Source organism: Amycolatopsis sp. H20-H5 (assembly GCF_035828755.1).
In the GTDB taxonomy this organism is placed as follows: Bacteria; Actinomycetota; Actinomycetes; order Mycobacteriales; family Pseudonocardiaceae; genus Amycolatopsis.
On sequence record NZ_JAYMZS010000017.1, the window covers coordinates 1 to 17,979 of the forward strand.

A 17,979-nucleotide genomic window follows, 5' to 3' on the forward strand; every position below is an offset into this window, starting at 1 on the left:
CGGCGGTGCTCTCGGTGGCCGGGCCGCCGCCGCGGTCCCCTTTGCCCCTGAAGGCCACCTAGAGGGACTCTAGGTCCCTCAAGGTGGCCTTCAGAGGCTTCACACAGGGGCGCGCTGGCCGAAGGGGAGTCAGCTTCGATCGGGGTCCTGGAACGTCGTATCCGCTGGGCCGAGGAGCTCGGCGAGCAGCGGCTCGCCCGCGGGCCACGGGCCGTGGGCGCCGGTCAGATGCCCCACCGGGCCGACGTCGACCAGTCGCGTGCCCCAGTCCTTGGCGAAGGACCGGGCGCGTTCTGGCGTGAGCCAGCGATCGTCGGAGCTGACGGCGAGGATCGCCAGGGTTTCGTCGAGCCGGGCCACCCAGTCCTCCGGCTCCGGGCCGAACCACCCGTCCACGAACAGCACAGTCTGATCCGACGGTAGCGCCCCGCGCCGATTCCGGTGTGGCGCGCCAGGAAGTCCGGTCATCACCGACAGTGCCGGGTGTTTGCCAACTCTTGACCGAAACGCCCCATTCCGTTATGGTCTAGACCACATCGGCACCTCTCGCCGGAGCTGCCCGCAGAGCCGGCCCGGCCGATGGGATCCCTCCCGTTCAAGTTCCCGCTGCACTGGCCCCTGCCTCTGACCGGTCGCCGGTCCGAGCCGCCGACAGGGGGCAGCGGCCGTGGGTGTCGAAAAGGAGTTGGCATGGACGTCAAGCGAAAGCTCCTCTCCGCCGCGGCCGGTGCGGCGATGATCCCGATCTTCCTGGTGGCGCTGCCCGCGGGAACGGCCAGCGCGCACGGCTACATCTCCACTCCGCCGAGCAGGCAGGCGCAATGCGCTTCGGGCACGGTCTCCTGCGGCGCGATCAAGTACGAGCCGCAGAGCGTCGAAGGGCCGAAGGGCCTGCGCAGTTGCAGTGGCGGGAACTCGCGGTTCGCCGAGCTGGACAACGACGCCAAGGGCTGGAAGGTCACGCCGGTCGCCCGCACGACGACGTTCTCCTGGAAGCTGACCGCCCAGCACCGCACCAGCACTTGGGAGTACTACGTCGGCGGCACCCGCGTCGCGGTGTTCGACGACAAGGGCGCGACCCCGGGTGCCACCGTTTCGCACAGCGTCAACCTCGGCACGGCGACGGGCAAGCAGAAGCTGCTCGCGGTCTGGAACATCGCCGACACGGCCAACGCGTTCTACGCCTGCGTCGATCTGCAGATCGGTTAGCGGGAGGGCCGGTTCCACGGGCTCTTCCGCCGCCTACTTTCCCTTGCGGGTGGCGCGAAGGAACTCCTTGTTGAGGTTGGCGATGCTCGACAGCGGGATCCCTTTCGGACAGGACGCGACGCACTCACCAGTGTTCGTGCAGCCGCCGAAGTCCGCGTCGTCCATGGTCGCCACCATGTCGAGCACCCGCCGTTCCCGTTCCGGTTGACCCTGCGGGAGCAGGTTCAGGTGGGTCACCTTGGCCGAGGTGAACAGCATCGAGGAGCCGTTTGGGCAGGCGGCCACGCAGGCGCCGCAGCCGATGCAGGTCGCGTTGTCGAACGCCAGGTCCGCGTCCGCCTTGGGCACGGGGGTGGCGTGCGCGTCGGGGGCGCTGCCCGTCGGCGCGGTGACGTAGCCGCCGGACGCCACGATGCGGTCGAAGGCGGACCGGTCGACCACGAGGTCCTTGATGATCGGGAAAGCCTTGGCGCGCCACGGTTCGACGTCGATCACGTCGCCGTCGCGGAACGCCCGCATGTGCAGCTGGCAGGTGGTCGTCTGTTCGGGGCCGTGGGCCCGGCCGTTGATCACGACGCCGCAGGAGCCGCAGATGCCCTCACGGCAGTCGTGGTCGAACGCGACCGGCTCCTCGCCTTCCACGATGAGGTCCTCGTTGAGGACGTCGAGCATCTCGAGGAAGGACATGTCCGGGCTGATGCCGTCGACCGGGTAGTCGACCATGGCACCCTCGGTGTCCGGACCGGATTGGCGCCAGATGCGCACGGTGAGCTTCACGTGTAACTCCGCTGGGTCGGGTGGACGCGGTCGAAGACCAGGTTTTCCTTGTGCAGCACGGGGGACTCGCCGCCGTACTCCCAAGCCGCGACGTGGCCGAAGTTCTCGTCGTCGCGCTGGGCTTCGCCGTCCGCTGTCTGGTGTTCCTCGCGGAAATGGCCGCCGCAGGACTCCTCACGGGTCAGCGCGTCGAGCAGCAGGAGCTCGCCGAACTCGAGGAAGTCCGCGACCCGGTTGGCCTTCTCGAGTTCCTGGTTGAGCTGCTCGCCGGTGCCAGGGACGCGGACCTCGCGCCAGAACTCCGCACGCAGTTCGGGGACTCGGTCGAGGGCCTTGCGCAAGCCGGTCGCGGTGCGCGCCATGCCGCAGTGTTCCCACATCAGCATGCCCAGCTCGCGGTGGAACGAGTCGACCGTCCGGCTGCCGTCGACCGACAGCAGCCGGCGCAGCCGATCCGTCACCTCGGTTTCGACCTGGCGCACGGCGGGGTCGTCCGCCGCCACGGTGTCGAAACCGCCGCGCGCTATGTAGTCGTTGATCGTCGACGGCAGCACGAAGTAGCCGTCCGCCAGGCCTTGCATCAGCGCGGACGCGCCGAGCCGGTTCGCGCCGTGGTCGGAGAAGTTCGCCTCGCCGATCACGAACAGGCCCGGGACCGTGCTCTGCAGGTCGTAGTCGACCCACAGCCCGCCCATCGTGTAGTGGATCGCGGGGTAGATGCGCATCGGGACCTCGTACGGGTTCTCCGCGGTGATGCGCTCGTACATGTCGAAGAGATTGCCGTACTGGGCCTCGATCGCCGGGCGGCCCAGCCGCGCGATCGCGTCGGCGAAGTCGAGGTAGACGCCGAGGCCGCCGGGGCCCACGCCGAACCCTTCGTCGCACTGGTTCTTCGCGGCGCGTGAGGCGATGTCGCGGGGCACCAGGTTGCCGAAGCTCGGGTACAGCCGTTCGAGGTAGTAGTCGCGCTCGTCCTCGGGGATCTCGTTGGGCGGGCGGCTGTCGCCTTTCCGCCGGGGCACCCAGATGCGGCCGTCGTTGCGCAGCGACTCGCTCATCAGGGTCAGCTTCGACTGGTGCTCACCCGAGCGCGGGATGCAGGTCGGGTGAATCTGCGTGTAGCACGGGTTGGCCAGGTAGGCGCCGCGTTTGTGGGCGCGCCAGATCGCGCTGGCGTTGGAACCCTTGGCGTTGGTCGAGAGGTAGAACAGGTTGCCGTAGCCGCCGGTCGCGAGGACGACGGCGTCGGCGAGGTGGGTTTCGACCTCGCCGGTGACCAGGTCGCGCGCCACGATGCCGCGGGCCTTGCCGTCGACGACGACCAGGTCCAGCATCTCGGTGCGGGCGTGCAGTTCGACGTTGCCCGCGTCGATCTGGCGCGACAGCGCCTGGTACGCGCCGAGCAGAAGCTGCTGGCCCGTCTGGCCGCGTGCGTAGAACGTGCGCTGCACCTGGACCCCGCCGAACGAACGGGTGTCGAGCAGGCCGCCGTACTCCCGCGCGAACGGCACGCCCTGCGCGACGGCCTGGTCGATGATCTGCGCCGAGACCTGCGCCAGCCGGTACACAGTGGACTCGCGGGAGCGGAAGTCGCCGCCCTTGACCGTGTCGTAGAACAGGCGGTACACCGAATCGCCGTCGTTGCGGTAGTTCTTGGCGGCGTTGATGCCGCCCTGCGCCGCGACCGAGTGCGCCCGGCGGGGGGAGTCCTGGAAACAGAACTGGACCACCTGGTAGCCCTGCTCCGCCAGCGTCGCGCCCGCCGCGCCGCCCGCCAGGCCCGTGCCCACCACGATGATCCGGTGCTTGCGCCGGTTGGCGGGGTTCACCAGCCTGGCTTCGAACTTCCGGCGCTCCCACTGGTGTTCCACCGGGACGTCCGGGGCCTTCGTGTCGGCGATCGGCTCGCCGATCGTGTAGTCGAGCATGTCAGCCCACCAATCCTGTCATCACGCCGACGGGGACCATCAGGAAACCGGCGGTGATCACGACCGCCAGCGTCGAGCCGAGCACCTTGACCGCCCGCGCCCGCGACGGCCGGGTGAGCCCGAGCGTCTGTGCCGCGCTCCAGAAGCCGTGGTTGATGTGCAGTCCCAGCAACAGCAGCGCGACGATGTAGATCAGGTTGACCCACCAGACTCCGAAGTCCGCCACGATGTTGTGGTACGGGTGATCGGCCACGAAGTCCTGGTTGGCCACGCCGACCGTGAGGTCGAGGATGTGCCACACGATGTAGAGCGCGAGGATCACGCCGCCCCAGCGCATCGTGCGGGTGGCGAACGTCGCTTTCGCGCGCTGGCCGTGGACGTAACGTGTCGGCCGGGCCCGCAGGTCCCGTTTGGACAGTTGGGCCGCCGCGGTGACGTGTGCGACGAGCGCGGCCAGCAGGACCGCGCGCTGCAGCCACAGGAACCAGCTGCTGTGCAAAACCGGCTCGCCGATCGTGCGCAGCCAGCCGGCGTAGCTGTCGAATTCCGCCTGTCCGAAGAAGATCTTGAGGTTTCCCGCCATGTGCACGAGCAGGAACGCGAGCATCAGCAGTCCGGACACGGCCATGACCGCCTTCTTGCCGATCGTCGAGTCCCAGAAAAGGCGGGCGGCGGAACGCTTGCGCCGCACGGGAGCGGCCGGTGCGAGATCAACTACCACGAGAACCGACGGTAGGCCGCGATTGTCCAGAGGGCAAACACATCCTAACTCTCAAATCGAGAGCGTATGACTATCATCGCTGGAAATGCCTCTGAAGGCCACCTTCACGGCGTAATACGCCGTGAAGGTGGCCTTCAGGGGCATAAACACATGCTAGCTCTCGATTCGAGAGGCAATGGCTATTATGGGCTCATGCAGTTCCAGCAGCTCGCCTACTTCGTCGCGGTCGCGGACGCGCGGCACTTCACCCGGGCGGCCGAGCAGATGCGCGTCGCCCAGCCCTCCCTGTCGCAGCAGGTGAAGGCGCTGGAGCGCGACATCGGCGCGACGCTGTTCCACCGCATCCGCGGCAATGTCTCCCTGACGGAGGCGGGGGAGACGCTCTTGCCGATCGCCCGCCGAATCCTGGCGGAGACCGACACCGCCTACCGGGCGATCCGGGAGCTGGACCAGCTGGGCCGCGGCCGGGTCCGGCTCGGCGCGACCCCGAGCCTGTGCACCGGGCTGCTGCCGACGATGCTGGCCGCCTTCCGGCGCGAGTACCCGGGAATCGAGCTCGTGCTCCACGAGGGCGGTTCGCGTGACCTGCAGACGGCCTTGTCCGAGGGCGCCCTGGACCTGGCGATGGTCGTCGACTCGCGGGTGCACGACGACGCGAGGCTGTCGATGCTGCCGCTGTTCGTCGAGGAACTGGTGGTGATCTCGTCGAAGGACGCGCCGCTCCCGGTCGCCTCCGGGCGGATGCGGATCCTGGAGCTGGCGGGGCGGCCGCTCGTGATGTTCCGGCGGGGCTACGACCTGCGGGAGGCGACGGTGTCGGCCTGCCGGGCAGCGGGGTTCGAGCCGACGTTCGCGATCGAGGGTGGCGAGATGGACGCGGTGCTCGAGTTCGTGAAGGCGGGGATCGGACTCGCCGTCGTGCCGAGCACGGTGGTCGGCGACCGGTTCGCGATGAGGCGGTTCAGCGCCCCGGGACTGAGCCGGATCGTGCGGCTCGCCTACCGCCGCGACGTCGAACCGTCCCGCGCCGTGCGAGCCCTGCGGGACGCGATCACGAGCTTTTTGGGGCGCGCCGACCAGCTGCCGCCGGGCACCGAACCGTTGATCGGCGTCAGCTGACGCCCGGCGTTATTGCATACAGTCGACCGTTCGGGCTAGGGGTGTCGGCCGTTTGCTGATACGGTCGCCCGACTTGAACGCCTCGCCGGTTTCGCGGTACCCCGCCGGCGAGCGCCCAACGTGCGCGGCGGTGAAGAGAACTGATGCGAGACGAGGTAGTCGAGGCACGCTCGGTGATCGAGCACTCTCCCCGCCGGGTGTGGGAGGTGGTCGGCGCCCCGGAGCTGTACTCCAGATTCGTGCCCGCCATCAGCTGGTGCGAGGTGGTCGTGCCCGCCGAGCGCGGACGCGGTCCCCGATGCCTGATCAGGCTCACTCCGCAGCGCGGCGTGCTCCTCGAGGTCTCGATCCACGCCGGGGTCCACCGCGCCGGTGAGCACGTCGTGTGGAGCGGCGAAAACGACCAGCGGCACTGGGTCTCGCTCGAACTGCGTGATCTCGGGGGCGAGCGCACCGAGCTCGTCGTGCGGCTGATGATGCCCGCGGTGCCCGCCTCGTTCGCGGACCTGGGTTCGCCGGGCTCGGTCCGGCGCGGGGTCCGCGAGATCGGGCTGCGCATCGGCGAGCACCTGTCGGGGCGGCCGTCCGGCAGCCCGCACCTGCGCGACGACGCCAAGGCGACCACGCTGGGCACCGCCTCCATCCTGGTTCGTGCCGGGGTGCTTTCGCCCGGCCGCCCGGACAAGGTCGTCCGGCAGCTGTCCTCACTGGCGCGCTGGGGAGCGACGGTGGCGGGTGGTTACCAGGCCTCCGCGGCGCGTGCGCCCGGTGAGCTGGCGCTGCACGACGAGCGCAGCGTCCGCACGTTCGCCGAGACGGACGAGCGCAGCAACCGGCTGGCGAACGCGCTCGCCGGGCAGGGCGTGCGTGCGGCCGACCGCGTCGCGTTCATGTGCCGCAACCACACCGCGATGGTCGAGGCGTTCATCGCCTGCGGCAAGCTCGGCGCCGACGTGCTGCTGCTCAACACCGGCCTGTCCGCCACCGCCGTCGCCAAGGTCATCGGCCGTCACCAGCCGAAGGTGGTGCTGGCCGACGACGAGTTCGCCGGGACGATCGAACGGGCGCCCGGCGACTTCCTCCGGTTCAGCACCTGGCCGGAGGCGGACAGCGGCTACCCGACGGTGGACGAGCTGATCCAGGACGCCCCCGCGACCCGGTTGAAACCGGTGGATCGGCCGGGCCGGATCGTGGTGCTCACCTCCGGGACGACCGGGGTGCCCAAGGGCGCCCGCAGGCCGACCCCGAAGGGACTGGGCTCGGCGGCGGCCATCCTCGCGCGGATCCCGATGCGGGCGGGCGACCGGATCGTCGTCGCGGCGCCGCTGTTCCACACCTGGGGCCTGGCGGGGATGCAGATCGGCATGGCGGTGCGCGCGTCGCTCTCGCTGGTCCGGCTGTTCGACGCCGAGGAGACGCTGCGCACGATCGCGGAGCACCGGTGCGACGTGCTGTTCGCCGTCCCGATCATGCTGCGGCGCATCCTCGACCTGCCGGAGCGGGTGCGCCATCGCTACGACCTCTCGTCGTTGCGCGTGGTCGCGAGCAGCGGGTCGGCGCTGTCCGGCTCGCTGGTCACCTCGTTCATGGACGCCTTCGGCGACATCCTCTACAACCTGTACGGCTCGACCGAGGTGTCGTGGGCGAGCATCGCCGACCCGGCCGACCTGCGCGCCGCGCCGACGACGGCGGGCCGCTGCCCGCCCGGCACCGAGGTCGCCATCCTCGACAGCGAGAACGGCCCGGTCCCGCCCGGCGTCGACGGCCAGATCTTCGTCGGCAACGACATGCTGTTCGACGGCTACACCGACGGCGGCACCCTGCCGATGGCGGACCGGCTGATGGCCACCGGCGACGTCGGCTACCTGGACGCCGGCGGCAGGCTGTTCGTCACGGGCCGGGCGGACGAGATGATCGTGTCCGGTGGGGAGAACGTGTTCCCGCGCCCGGTCGAGGAGGCGCTGATGGCGCTGCCCCAGGTCTACGAGGCGGCCGCGGTCGGGGTGCCGGACCCGGAGTTCGGCCAGCGCCTCGCCGCGTACCTGGTGCTGCGCCCCGGCAGCCGCCTCGCCGCCGACGACGTCCGCTCCTACATCCACCAGCGGCTGGCCCGGTTCGCGGTGCCGCGCGACGTCTACTTCGTCGACGAGCTGCCGCGCAACGCGACCGGCAAGGTGGTCAAACGGCTGCTCAACGACGACACCTGGCCCATGGCACCACCGGACCCGGTGGCCCGATGATCCTTTGTGGACCCGCGGCTCAGTAGTCGTCGCGGCCGGTGAACTGCTGTTCGAGCAGTTCGGCCGAGCCCGCGACTAGTTCGAGCGGGTCGAGGAACTCGTTGATGTCGAGGTTGATCAGCGGCAGCGAGTGCCGGAGCACCACGTGCTCGCCCATGATCACGATCCCGCCCACCACGGTGGTGTTGCCGACCTCTTCGAGCACGGAGCGCAGATCCACCTCGTCGACGCGGGCGAAGGGGGTCGCGATCTGGACCCACTCCTCCTTCTTGTCGAAGATCTCCCTGGCCACCATGACCACCTGGGCCCGCTCCTCGGTGTCCGGGTCGGAACCGAAGGAGATCCTGATCCGGATCTCGTCGGGCTCGTCTCGCATGACGCGGAACTCCTGCCGGATGTACGTCGTCAGATCACGCCAAGTAGCCACCCGGGCAGCATATCGGGAGGTTGCCGTGATTCACGGACGACGGCCTGGCGGTGCGGGTTCACCAGCCGGCGGGGCGTAGGTGGGGTAGCGATTTCGGGTGTTCCAGGTCGAGCCGGGTGGCGATTTCCGCTGCGGCCCGCTGGTGTTTCCGGGCTGTTTGGGGGTCGTTGCCGGTGAGGGCGAGTTCGTGGTGTGCCTGGGCTTGTTCGTGAAGGTGATCGCCGTGGACCGCGAGGGTGAGGGCGAGCTCGTAGTGCCCGATGGCCTCGGTGTCGCTGCCGAGCGCGGCGAGGGTCTGGCCGAGTTCGATCCGGGCGTGTGCTTGCAGCCGCGCGTCGTTGTCGAGCATGGTCACCGCGGCACGTTGTGGTTCCAGGGCGTCGTGGGGATGTCCGGCCGAGCGTTGTGCTGTTCCGATGAGGACCAGCGTTTCGGCTTCGCCTTCTTTGTCGCCGATCCGCTGCCGCAGCTCGCGTGCCTGACGGAGGTGGCCGAGGGCCTCTTCGGCGGCGCCGAGCGCGATGAGGCATCGCGCCAGCGCGGTGAGCACGTGGTCGTTGGGGCTCTGGCGGCCCAATTCCTCGCAGGCGGCGTAGGCCGTTCGCAGGGAGACCAGCGCGGTGTCATGCTCGCCGTTGAGGCCGAGCACGACACCGCGGGTCCAGAAGGTGATGATTTTGGCGTCGATGCCGAGCGGGGACAGCTGCGTGAGTTCGGCGAGCTCGTCGAACGCGGCTTGGGCATGGTGTGCTGCCCGCGCGTGGGCGCCGCGTTGCAGGTGTATCAGGCCGAGCAGGGCGAGCGTGTGCGCGTGGGACTCGGTGTTGTTGTCCTGCTGCTTCGCCGACGCGGTCAGCAGATCGTAGGTGCGCGAGGTGTGACCGGCCGACCAGTGGGCCAGTGCCAGCAGGGTGTTCAGCAGGCCTTCGCCGCCCTCGGCTGTTTCCTGGGCCGCGGCGAGGCTTTGCTCGAGCAGTTCGATCGGGTCACCGGCGAGGTTGCGGCCCAGGAAGTGCCAGAAGGAGATGGCCAGCCGCCAGGCGTGGTTGCTGTATCCCTCGGCCGCGGCGCAGTGCGTCGCGGCCAGGAGGTTGCTGCGCTCGGCCATCAGCCAAGCGCGCGCCGCCGCGGCCTCCTGGCCGTTGCCGTCGAGGTGCGCCGCCGCGTCCGTGATGGCTCTCAGGTAGTGGTCCAGCAGCTTCTCGGTCATCTGCGGGTCGTCGGACAGACCGCGGGCGTACTGCCTGAGGAGGTCGTGCTGACGGTAGCGGCCGGGCACGGGTTCCTCGGCCAGATGGACATCGACCAGCCTCTGCAGGGCGTCGTCGGCCCGCTCCACCGGCAGGCCGGTCATGGCCGCGAGGACCGCGGTGTCCGCGTCAGCGCCGGGATGCCTGCCCAGGGCGTAAAAGACCTGCTGGTCACCGGGTGGCAGCTGCTCGTGGGACATGCGGAACGCCAGCGCCACCTCGCGGTCGGCGAACAGTTTCGGCAGCCGCCAGCGGGCGTCGGCCAGCTGCGCGGACAGATGCGCGATCGGCCAGGCCGTCCGGTGCGCCAGCCGGGCCCCGGACAGCCGCAGCGCGAGCGGCAGGCCCGCGCACAGGCGGACGATGTGTGCCACGGCCTCGGGTTCCGCGGCCGCTCTGTCGGTGCCCACCAGACGGGCGAAGAACACCGCGGCTTCCTCCGCGGCCAGCACGGCCAGCGACAGTGGCCGTGCTCCGGCGAGGTTCGGCAGCCTGGCCCGGCTCGTCACGATCACGAGGCCGGGACCGGCGGGCACCAGCGGGGCCACCTGAGCCTCGTCGACGGCGTTGTCGAAGATGACCAGCAGCCGCAGCGCCGCGGTCTTCGCCCGCCACTGCGCTTTGGCGTCACCGATCGTCGCGATGCCGAGCTGCCCCAGCAGAACGTCGAGAGCCTCGTCCGCGGTCAGCGGCACTTTCCCCGCGCTGTGGCCTTGCAGGTCGACGAAGAGCACACCGTCGCGAAACCGCTCGGCGAGCAGGTGGCCGGTGTGGACGGCGAACGCGGTCTTACCGACCCCCGCCATCCCGTCGACCGTGTAGACGGAAGCACAGTCATCAGCGGACGCCACCAGGCGGGCGAGTTCACTGTCCCGCCCGGTGAAGTCCGCAAGATCACGGGGAAGACAGTTGCGCCCACTCGACTCTGCCGAGCCGACGGCACCACCACGGGTGGGCGTGGTGGTCTCCGCGGGCGGAGTTGCGGACGACGCGCTGGGGGTCGTCTGCTGCCGGAGGACGGCCAGCTGCGCCTCGCGCAGGTCTGGACCAGGATCGGCGCCCAGGTCAGCGGCCAGGCGACCGCGGATCGCGTCGTAGGCATCGAGCGCCGCGGCCTGTTGCCCGGCGCCGGCCAGCGCGAGCATCAGCAGTGCCCAGAGTCGTTCATGGAACGGGTGGTCGACGACCAGCCGGCGCAGTTCGCCCGCCACAGCTGTGCACGCACCGAGGTTCAACCTGGCGCGGCCGTGGTTCTCGACGACCGACAGCCGGGCGTCGATCAGCCGTTGTGCCTCACTTTCGGTCACCGCGGTCGCCGGCAGGTTGGCCAGCGGTCGTCCCCGCCACAACGCCAGCGCTTGCCCCAGCAGCTCGGCTGCGTGCTTGTCGTCGCCGGTACGAAGCGCCTGGTGGCCGGACTCGGCGAGCCGATCGAACCGGGCGACATCGACCTCCTCCGGCTGGACCTCGATCAGGTACCCGCCCGCACGAGCGGAAATCCGCTGTGCGCCGTCTTCCAGCGTGGCAAGGCGCTGCCGCAGCTGCGAGACGTGGTTCCGGAGGTTCGCCGGCGCCGAGGTCGGCGCGGTCTCGCCCCAGATCACCTCCATCAACCGGGGCGGCGGGACCACGACGTTGGGCGTCAGCAGGAGAGCGGCGAGCAGTGCCCGTTGCCGCTGTGAGGCCAGCTGCAGGTGCACGGTCCCTGATCGGACCTCGACCGGGCCGAGGAGCAGGAACTCCACGACAGTCCCCTTCGCTTGATCATCCTGACCAGTCGATATTCGCCGGATATGCCGATCCTGTACAGCCACCTTGTCACTGTAGAGCCGCTGGGCGCCGGTCGCCGCCAGGCACGGAGAGTCGAGGGGTCTCGCCGTGCGAGCCCGACAGTGTCATGCCTTCTTGCTGCGGAAAGGGATCTGGGTCGTGCGGATGCGTGGATGCTGGAGTTCGATCAGCTTGGTGTGGCTTTGGACAAGGGTTTCCGTGACAGGGCAGCGATATTGACGCGGTCAACCGGGAGCACACGCGGCTTCCATCGTTGACCCGGGTGGTCAGCCGTTGTGGTCCGCGGCCCAGCCGGTTGCAGCCGTCTTCTGAATATCGAGCAGCTGTTTGACGACCTCCTGGGTGCCCTTGATCGGCCAGGCCCAGATCTCTTTGGCGCTGTCGGAGTCCGCGATCCACTGCTTGAAGAGCTTGAACGACTCGGGATGGTTGTCCTTGAGCCAGTTCTCCTCGGACTTGTACTTCGCCCAGGCGTCGGGCTGATGCTCCTTGAGCCAGGTCTCGTGGTTCTTGGTCCAGGGCACGGGTGCGGCCGGGGGCGGTGCCGGTGCGTCGCTGTCGCCGCTGGGGCGCGGGCCGGGCTCCGGGGTGCCGTCGCCGCTGGGCCTCGGGCTCGGTTCAGGGGTGGCGTCGTCGCCGGAATGTGTGCTCGGCGGCGGGCTTTCGTCGACGCTCGGACGCGGACTCGGTGGCGGTGTGTCTTCGTGCGCGGTGTGGTAGCTCGAAGCGTCGTCGTCCGCGGGACGACCCGGTGGTGGCGCGTCGTCGACGCTGGGACGCGGACTCGGTGGCGGTGTGTCTTCGTGCGCCGTGTGGTAGCTGGACGCGTCGTCGTCCGCGGGACGGCCGGGCGGCGGTGCGTCGTCCCCGGGACGCGCCGGGGGTGGTGCCGGGACGTCGTCGGCGGGACGCGTGGGCGGTGGGGGTACGTCGTCGTCCGCGGGGTGCGTGGGCGGTGGCGGCCGGGTCGGGGCCGGTGGCGGTGGCACCGGACGGGTGGGCGGCGCCGGTCGCAGGGGGATGTCGCCGCCGCCGTGGCCTGCCGCGCCGCTCGCGCCGGGGCGGGTCTTGAGCAGCTTCACCAGGTCGCCGAGGCGGCCCGCCGAGCGGGTGGCCTGGGCGATCACCGCGGCGAGTTTCGAGGCCATCGACGTCGCGGTCAGGGTGGCCTGGGTGACGCACCAGGTGACGCCCGCCACCAGCGACGCGCCGAACGTGAAGGGCGCGGTGGCCAGTGCGATCAGCATCGTCGAGATGATGTCGCCGAGCACCGTGGTGACCAGGTCGCGGAACAACCCGCGGACGGCCGCGATGATCGCCATGTTGGTCTGGATGAGGTACCCGACGACGTCGGTGCCGTGGGCCTTGCTGTCCAGGTCCGCGGACAGTTCCTTCATCCGGGCGGTGAACGCGTCCGCCGCGTCGCCGTGCCAGGCCGCGATGTCGCCGGTCAGGGACGCCGTCTGATCCTCACCGATCTTGCGGATCGACGCCGCGATGGTGTGCACTTCCTGGCTCAGCAGCTGGATCTGGTCGGGATCACCCATCAGCATGTCGAGCGGCTCGCGCAGGAAGCTGACGTGCTCGATCAGCCAGCCGAGCCCGGCGGAGATGAGGCTGCCCAGCGGGTTGAGCACGAGCTTGACCGTGTCCACCACGGAAGCCACCGCGCCGAGCCCGATCGCCACGCCGAGCGCGGCCTTGTCGGAATCGTCGGCGGTCTGGATGTCCTGGCAGCTCTTGATCAGGAAGGTGTACGAGTCGAGGAAACCGGCTCCGGAGAACTTGTTGGCGTCGGTGATCACCACCCCGGCGCCGAAGTCGGGCGCGGCGGTGGGGTTGAACGTCGAGGTTTCGCTCAAGGCTGTTCTCCGGAGAACGCGGCGGTGTGGTCGCCTTCGGTGTCGCGGTACTTGGCCGCCGCCGCGCGCACGTTGGCGGTCTGGTCGGTGAAGGCCTTGGCGGCGGACGCGACCTGGTCGTGCAGCACGCCGAGCGCGATCCGGGTGGGGATGCCGAGCACCTGCCCCACCGCGACGCCGAACGCGTTGATGTCGCCGCCGTTGACCGTCGACACCTTGTCCGCCGCGCCCTTCACCCGGCCGCCGCGCTCCTCGAGCCCGGTCGCGTAGGTCTCCAACACCGCTGGGTCGACGGTGAAGCCCGCGCCCGTCACCACGGCTGAAGGTCGTCTTCGTCCGGCTGGCTACGCGGCGGACGGGGCGGCGCGGCCTGCGGGGTCGGCGATGGGCCGGTCTGCGGGCGCGGCGGCGCGGGAGGCGGTGGCGGAGGTGGTGGTTCGGGTGTTTCCGGGGTCTCGGGTTCTTCGGGCGGCGGCAGGAAGCTGCGGACCACCTGCATCATCTCGCTGCCGCCCGCCAAGGGCTCCAGTGCGTCCGCGACCTCGCGGGACACCTGACGCTGCGCCTTGCCGTAGGTCTCCATGATCATCGCGGTGAGCTGCGCGGCACCGCCCTGGCGCACCGCGCGGTCGTCGATGTGCAGGTTCTTCAGCGCCCCGCTGGGGGTGACCGTCACCGACACCAGGCCGTTCCCCGACTGGGCCGTTCCCTCGGCACGGCTGAGCTTTCCCTGTAGCAGCAAGCTCTTCGTGCGCATGTCCCCGACCCGGCGCTGGAAATCGTCCAGCCATTCCTGCTCGTCCACGGCGTCCTCTCAGCCGAACCCATTGGCGCGAGGGCCGAGACTAGTGATCGCGCGACACCGCGAATCGCCCTGCGGGTGAACCGCCGGTGGCCGGTGGGCGACATCCTGGCGGGCGGGGGCTACTCACCAGTAGACTCCGTGGGGTGACCGAGGACCGCGTGCCCGAGCAAGCCCCCGGCCGCTCCGGCATGGGCAGTTTCCTGCGGGGAGCCGACAGCCGGAACGGGCTGGTGAGGACCGCACGGCTGGTCCGGGGGCTGGTGCCGGGCGACAGCACGCTCGGCGACTCGCTGTCCACCACGGCCGGGCATCCCTCCGATCGGGTGGCGCGGCTGCTCGGCGAGGCCAGGGCCGACCAGCCCAGCGTGCTGCGCGAGCTGGGCCTGGCGGCCGTGCAGGTCTGGCAGGCGTTCAGCGGCACTCGCGTCGGGCTCGGCGCGGACACCGAGATCACCGTGCTGTTCACCGACCTTGTCGGGTTCTCGTCATGGGCGCTCGAAGTGGGTGACGATCAGGCGCTGCGCCTGCTGCGCGAGGTGTCGGACGTGACGGCGGTCTCCATCGACCGTCACCACGGCAAAGTGGTCAAGGGTCTCGGCGACGGCTTGATGGCGGTCTTCGGCGACGCAACCTCGGCGGTCGAAGCCGCGCACGAAGCGGGGGTCGCGGTCAGTGCCGTCGACATCGATGGCTACCGGCCCCAGTTGCGCGCCGGGCTGCACTCCGGACGTCCGCGCCGGGTCGGCCGCGACTACTTCGGGGTCGACGTCAACGTGGCGGCGCGGGTCGCCGACGCCGCGAGCGGGGGAGAGGTCCTGATCACCGGTTCGACGCTGGGCGGCATCGACGGCGGCCGGTTCACGGTGCGGCGGCGCCGCCGGTTCCGCGCGAAGGGCGCGCCGAAGGACCTCGAGGTCTACGCGGTGGTGCCGCGTTACGGCCACCACTGAACCTCGTTCCCGGAACGAGAGGATGGCCCCACCGGAGCCTGGTGGGGCCATCGTTCTTCACGTGGTCGGCGCTTCCGGTTCGCCTCTCGGCAAAAGGCGCCTCGCGGTTCCAGCCGAACGGAACTCCGCGAAGGCAATGGGGTGAGCCCGGGGGACACGGTGACGCGCCGACCAGGGGTTTCAACAGGCTGATGCGGCGCACTATTCCCAGTCAGCGACAGGCAGACAGAACCGCCCCAGCACTTCTGAGGTGTGCCGGGGCGGGTCTGTGCGCTAGTGCGCGGTCTTCAGTCCGTCGAGCAGCGCGGCCCACGCGGGGCCGGTGATGGCGAGTTGGCCGCCCGGCCGGTCCTTGGTGTCACGCACGCCGACCTTCGAACCAAGCGCGACCTCGACGCAGTTCTCGCTCGGCTGGCTCCGACTGGACTTTCGCCAGTTGTCGGGGCCTCCCGGTATCCTCATCTTGTCCTCATCTCCTTGATGACATCGGCGATGAGTCCCTTCGTGTCGGCGGGACTCATCGCCGCTTGGACCACGGTATCGACGGCTTGCCGATACGTGGCCACATCTTCGACCTCGTGCAGGAACAGCCCACTCCGCCTGTTCTCGATGTGCACAACCGGCACGATTCCCTCGCCTGGCCTCGGGTCTATCAGCGAGAACGGCCCCTCAAGCCCGGAGTGCCATCCGCTGTCGAACGTCACCACCCTGATCTCGACGTTCGGGCGTTCCGCTTCCAGCAGCAAATGACTCAGCTGGTGCTCCATGACCGTCCGGCTGCCGATCACCTGACGAAGCGCAGCTTCACCGATGAACGCACGCAACTGCGCTGGCGTTCGACGCGCAATGGTGTCGCGGCGGCCCAGCCGTGTCGCGACGCGCGTGGAGATCTCACCGGATGGCAGGTCCCCGGCTGACATGATCGCCCGCACATATTCACCCTCTTGGAGTACTCCCGGGATCAGTAGCGGCGACACCGAGGTGATCATTTTCGCGGTGGCCTCAAGATCCAGCAGCGCGGCGAGATGCTGCCGCTGCTCGGGCAGCGTCACGGCAAGCCATGTGCCCGCGTCGGCGCCTGCGGTCATCGCGACTATCTCGTCGTAGCGGTCACCGGTAACTCCCAGGTGGGTGAGGATCTGCGAGACCACGGTGTCCTTGGGGACCTGCTTCCCGGTTTCCCATTTGGACAGTCGGCTCGGATCGAGCTCCAGTTCACCGGCAAGTCCTCGGAGCGAGATCTTCTTCGCCTCCCGCGCCTCGCGCAGCGCGGCGCCAAGCGTGCGTGATTTCGGAGTCGCGTGGTCAGCCATGAAACAGAGCATATGGCACGTGATCCGCGGCCCACGTGTCACTCGATCAGGCCATTGCCCTGAAGTGTGGTCGCCGTAGACACTGTTGTAGTCAACAGCGTCTACATCCGTCCACGGTGCCGGTGCTGAACTCTACGGGTCAGGGGCGACCATGGATTCACTCGGATGGCACCAGGCGAGGACGACGCGGACCGTCGACTCCACCGGCCGGAAGGTCACCGTCACCACTGGCTTGACCACGGACATCGCCGGAGTGGACCGCGATCCTCAAGGACAGCGTGATCGCCGTGAACGTCGAGCAGACCCTCGCGGATCTGCGGGACGCAGAGCGGCGGCGGCGATGACCGTCGTGGCGGCAGCACCGAATCGGCAGGACACCGGCGATGACTACACGGTTCGGTACTACACGGCGCACGGCGGCGCTCACGAATACCTGAAGCGGGAGCTCGCGGACCCGTCTTTCAGCCTGCTCATCCCCTGGTGCCAGGCCACCCAGTTGCTGGCCGAACATCACGTCCATTCCGACGTCGACAACCAGCCGCTCTCGAAGCACACCCGCTTCCAGGTGTGCCGGGGCTGCCGCGAAGCACGCAACGGGTCGCCGACATGACCGCGGTCGAGTTCCGCAGCAAAGCAACACCCTTGCCGTCCGCGACGAAAGGCCGGGTGACGGCCGAGCAGTGCGCGAACTGGACGTCGCACGAGTTGGCGGCCCGCACCTGCTTCCACTGTAAGACGGTCTACCTGTCGGGAGGCTTCGCATGGGACTGCGAGCACTGGCACGAGCGGACGCGGTGATGAGTTGGCGCAGGACGTTCGACGGCTCGATCGACGACCCAGACGGCGACGGTCCCGTCGACGACGAGCAAGAGGACGACGAGCAAGAGGACGACGAGGACGACGAGGAGTTCGTCGGGGACGGTTAGACCTCCCCCTGATCAGCCCAGCCACCGCGCTGTCTCCTCCCTCGACGGCGAGGTGGCTGGGTGTCCACTCCGGTCGAGTTCGTCGACCGGTCAGGCCGCGCCAGTGTTCTGAGGCGGGCGCGGAGACGCCGGGTCCAGGCTCCTGGGCCCGGCGTTCTTTCGGAGGTGATGACTATGGGTGATCACGATAAGCCTTGCCCCGCATGCAATGGCCAGGGCTGGGTATGGGTACCGTGATTGACCGCAAGACCGGCAGCAGGAACCCGCACAAGGAAACCTGCCCAGGATGCGGAGAAACAGGACGAGGATGAACGAGCCATTCGCCTACAGCGAGGCACCCCTCTGCGGCGCCTGTGACGAACGAGCCATCATTTCCACGCGGGAGCTCGCGGACCGATTCGTCGAGAAGTCCGAGGGGCGGCTCAAGCCCATCCCGTGCACGATCGGCAACGGCTGGCACCTCGCATACCCGGCCGCGGAACTAGCGCACCTCTGAACGCAACGAAGCCCCCATCCGCTCCCCGGAAACGGGAGAGGGGCTGGGGGTTTCGTCATGCCGAGGGTCAGTAGAGCCGCAGAAGCCCGGACAGCCGGATCGGGTTTCCGAATTCGTCCCGGAGCAGTTCGACGACTCCCGTGCGGCGGCTTTCCAGCCGCCGGA

At 69.3% G+C, this 17,979-nt stretch carries 18 protein-coding genes; 7 read left to right on the plus strand and 11 right to left on the minus strand.

Translation table 11 applies throughout. From position 1 onward, the window contains the following. Positions 1-129 precede the first annotated feature (129 nt). Positions 130-405 (minus strand): alpha/beta hydrolase, encoded by a 276-nt coding sequence (locus QMK34_RS12745; RefSeq protein ID WP_326414058.1) that lies wholly within the window; start codon positions 403-405, stop codon positions 130-132. Between the two features lie 285 nt (positions 406-690). Here QMK34_RS12745 and QMK34_RS12750 point away from each other — a divergent pair, with 285 nt between their 5' ends. After that, a complete protein-coding gene (locus tag QMK34_RS12750) occupies positions 691-1,209 on the plus strand; it encodes a lytic polysaccharide monooxygenase auxiliary activity family 9 protein (RefSeq protein WP_326414060.1) in 519 nt (172 codons plus the stop codon). A gap of 33 nt (positions 1,210-1,242) precedes the next feature. Here QMK34_RS12750 and QMK34_RS12755 read toward each other — a convergent pair whose 3' ends face one another. The 3 genes from QMK34_RS12755 to QMK34_RS12765 are packed head-to-tail and all read right to left on the minus strand — an operon-like array spanning position 1,243 to position 4,635. Next, a complete protein-coding gene (locus tag QMK34_RS12755; RefSeq protein ID WP_326414061.1) occupies positions 1,243-1,986 on the minus strand; it encodes a succinate dehydrogenase/fumarate reductase iron-sulfur subunit in 744 nt (247 codons plus the stop codon). Then, the gene (locus QMK34_RS12760) at positions 1,983-3,914 is read right to left on the minus strand and encodes a fumarate reductase/succinate dehydrogenase flavoprotein subunit (RefSeq protein WP_326414062.1); all 1,932 of its coding nucleotides are present in this window, start codon (positions 3,912-3,914) and stop codon (positions 1,983-1,985) included. Before QMK34_RS12760 ends, QMK34_RS12755 begins: the two co-directional genes overlap by 4 nt. Position 3,915: 1 nt before the next feature. Beyond that, positions 3,916-4,635, minus strand: coding sequence for a succinate dehydrogenase cytochrome b subunit (locus QMK34_RS12765; RefSeq protein WP_326414063.1), 720 nt, complete (start codon positions 4,633-4,635; stop codon positions 3,916-3,918). A gap of 192 nt (positions 4,636-4,827) precedes the next feature. Between QMK34_RS12765 and QMK34_RS12770 the strand changes: the two genes are divergently transcribed. Further along, positions 4,828-5,754, plus strand: coding sequence for a LysR family transcriptional regulator (locus QMK34_RS12770; RefSeq protein WP_326414064.1), 927 nt, complete (start codon positions 4,828-4,830; stop codon positions 5,752-5,754). A 143-nt stretch (positions 5,755-5,897) separates the two neighbouring features. After that, a complete protein-coding gene (locus QMK34_RS12775; protein ID WP_326414065.1) occupies positions 5,898-7,994 on the plus strand; it encodes an AMP-binding protein in 2,097 nt (698 codons plus the stop codon). A gap of 19 nt (positions 7,995-8,013) precedes the next feature. Here the strand turns inward: QMK34_RS12775 and QMK34_RS12780 are convergent, their stop codons facing one another. The 5 genes from QMK34_RS12780 to QMK34_RS12800 all read right to left on the minus strand — a co-directional run bounded on the left by QMK34_RS12780 (position 8,014) and on the right by QMK34_RS12800 (position 14,129). Further along, positions 8,014-8,421: a hypothetical protein gene (locus tag QMK34_RS12780; RefSeq protein WP_326414067.1), complete on the minus strand. Its 408-nt coding sequence runs from the start codon at positions 8,419-8,421 to the stop codon at positions 8,014-8,016. A 58-nt stretch (positions 8,422-8,479) separates the two neighbouring features. Continuing rightward, positions 8,480-11,416 (minus strand): AfsR/SARP family transcriptional regulator, encoded by a 2,937-nt coding sequence (locus QMK34_RS12785; RefSeq protein WP_326414068.1) that lies wholly within the window; start codon positions 11,414-11,416, stop codon positions 8,480-8,482. A gap of 312 nt (positions 11,417-11,728) precedes the next feature. After that, positions 11,729-13,324 (minus strand): hypothetical protein, encoded by a 1,596-nt coding sequence (locus QMK34_RS12790; RefSeq protein ID WP_326414070.1) that lies wholly within the window; start codon positions 13,322-13,324, stop codon positions 11,729-11,731. Next, on the minus strand, positions 13,321-13,638 hold the full coding sequence (locus tag QMK34_RS12795; RefSeq protein WP_326414071.1) for a hypothetical protein: 318 nt from the start codon (positions 13,636-13,638) through the stop codon (positions 13,321-13,323). The genes QMK34_RS12790 and QMK34_RS12795 overlap by 4 nt, the downstream gene beginning before the upstream one ends. Continuing rightward, positions 13,635-14,129: a YbaB/EbfC family nucleoid-associated protein gene (locus QMK34_RS12800; protein WP_326414072.1), complete on the minus strand. Its 495-nt coding sequence runs from the start codon at positions 14,127-14,129 to the stop codon at positions 13,635-13,637. Before QMK34_RS12800 ends, QMK34_RS12795 begins: the two co-directional genes overlap by 4 nt. Before the next feature lie 143 nt (positions 14,130-14,272). On the opposite strand from QMK34_RS12800, the gene QMK34_RS12805 reads away from it, so the two are divergent. Further along, positions 14,273-15,079, plus strand: coding sequence for an adenylate/guanylate cyclase domain-containing protein (locus tag QMK34_RS12805; protein ID WP_326414073.1), 807 nt, complete (start codon positions 14,273-14,275; stop codon positions 15,077-15,079). A gap of 273 nt (positions 15,080-15,352) precedes the next feature. Here QMK34_RS12805 and QMK34_RS12810 read toward each other — a convergent pair whose 3' ends face one another. Both QMK34_RS12810 and QMK34_RS12815 read right to left on the minus strand, forming a co-directional pair. Continuing rightward, complete coding sequence (locus QMK34_RS12810) at positions 15,353-15,541, minus strand: DUF397 domain-containing protein (protein WP_326414074.1); 189 nt, start codon at positions 15,539-15,541, stop codon at positions 15,353-15,355. Beyond that, entirely contained in the window at positions 15,538-16,392 is an 855-nt protein-coding gene (locus QMK34_RS12815; protein WP_326414075.1) for a helix-turn-helix domain-containing protein, read from the minus strand. Before QMK34_RS12815 ends, QMK34_RS12810 begins: the two co-directional genes overlap by 4 nt. A gap of 151 nt (positions 16,393-16,543) precedes the next feature. Here QMK34_RS12815 and QMK34_RS12820 point away from each other — a divergent pair, with 151 nt between their 5' ends. The 3 genes from QMK34_RS12820 (at position 16,544) to QMK34_RS12830 (ending at position 17,814) form a co-directional block, all read left to right on the plus strand. Next, a complete protein-coding gene (locus QMK34_RS12820) occupies positions 16,544-17,002 on the plus strand; it encodes a hypothetical protein (RefSeq protein ID WP_326414077.1) in 459 nt (152 codons plus the stop codon). Between the two features lie 151 nt (positions 17,003-17,153). Next, positions 17,154-17,318, plus strand: a complete 165-nt coding sequence (locus tag QMK34_RS12825; RefSeq protein ID WP_326414078.1) for a hypothetical protein — start codon at positions 17,154-17,156, stop codon at positions 17,316-17,318. Positions 17,319-17,625: 307 nt separating this feature from the next. Beyond that, positions 17,626-17,814: a hypothetical protein gene (locus QMK34_RS12830; RefSeq protein WP_326414079.1), complete on the plus strand. Its 189-nt coding sequence runs from the start codon at positions 17,626-17,628 to the stop codon at positions 17,812-17,814. Positions 17,815-17,979 lie beyond the last annotated feature (165 nt).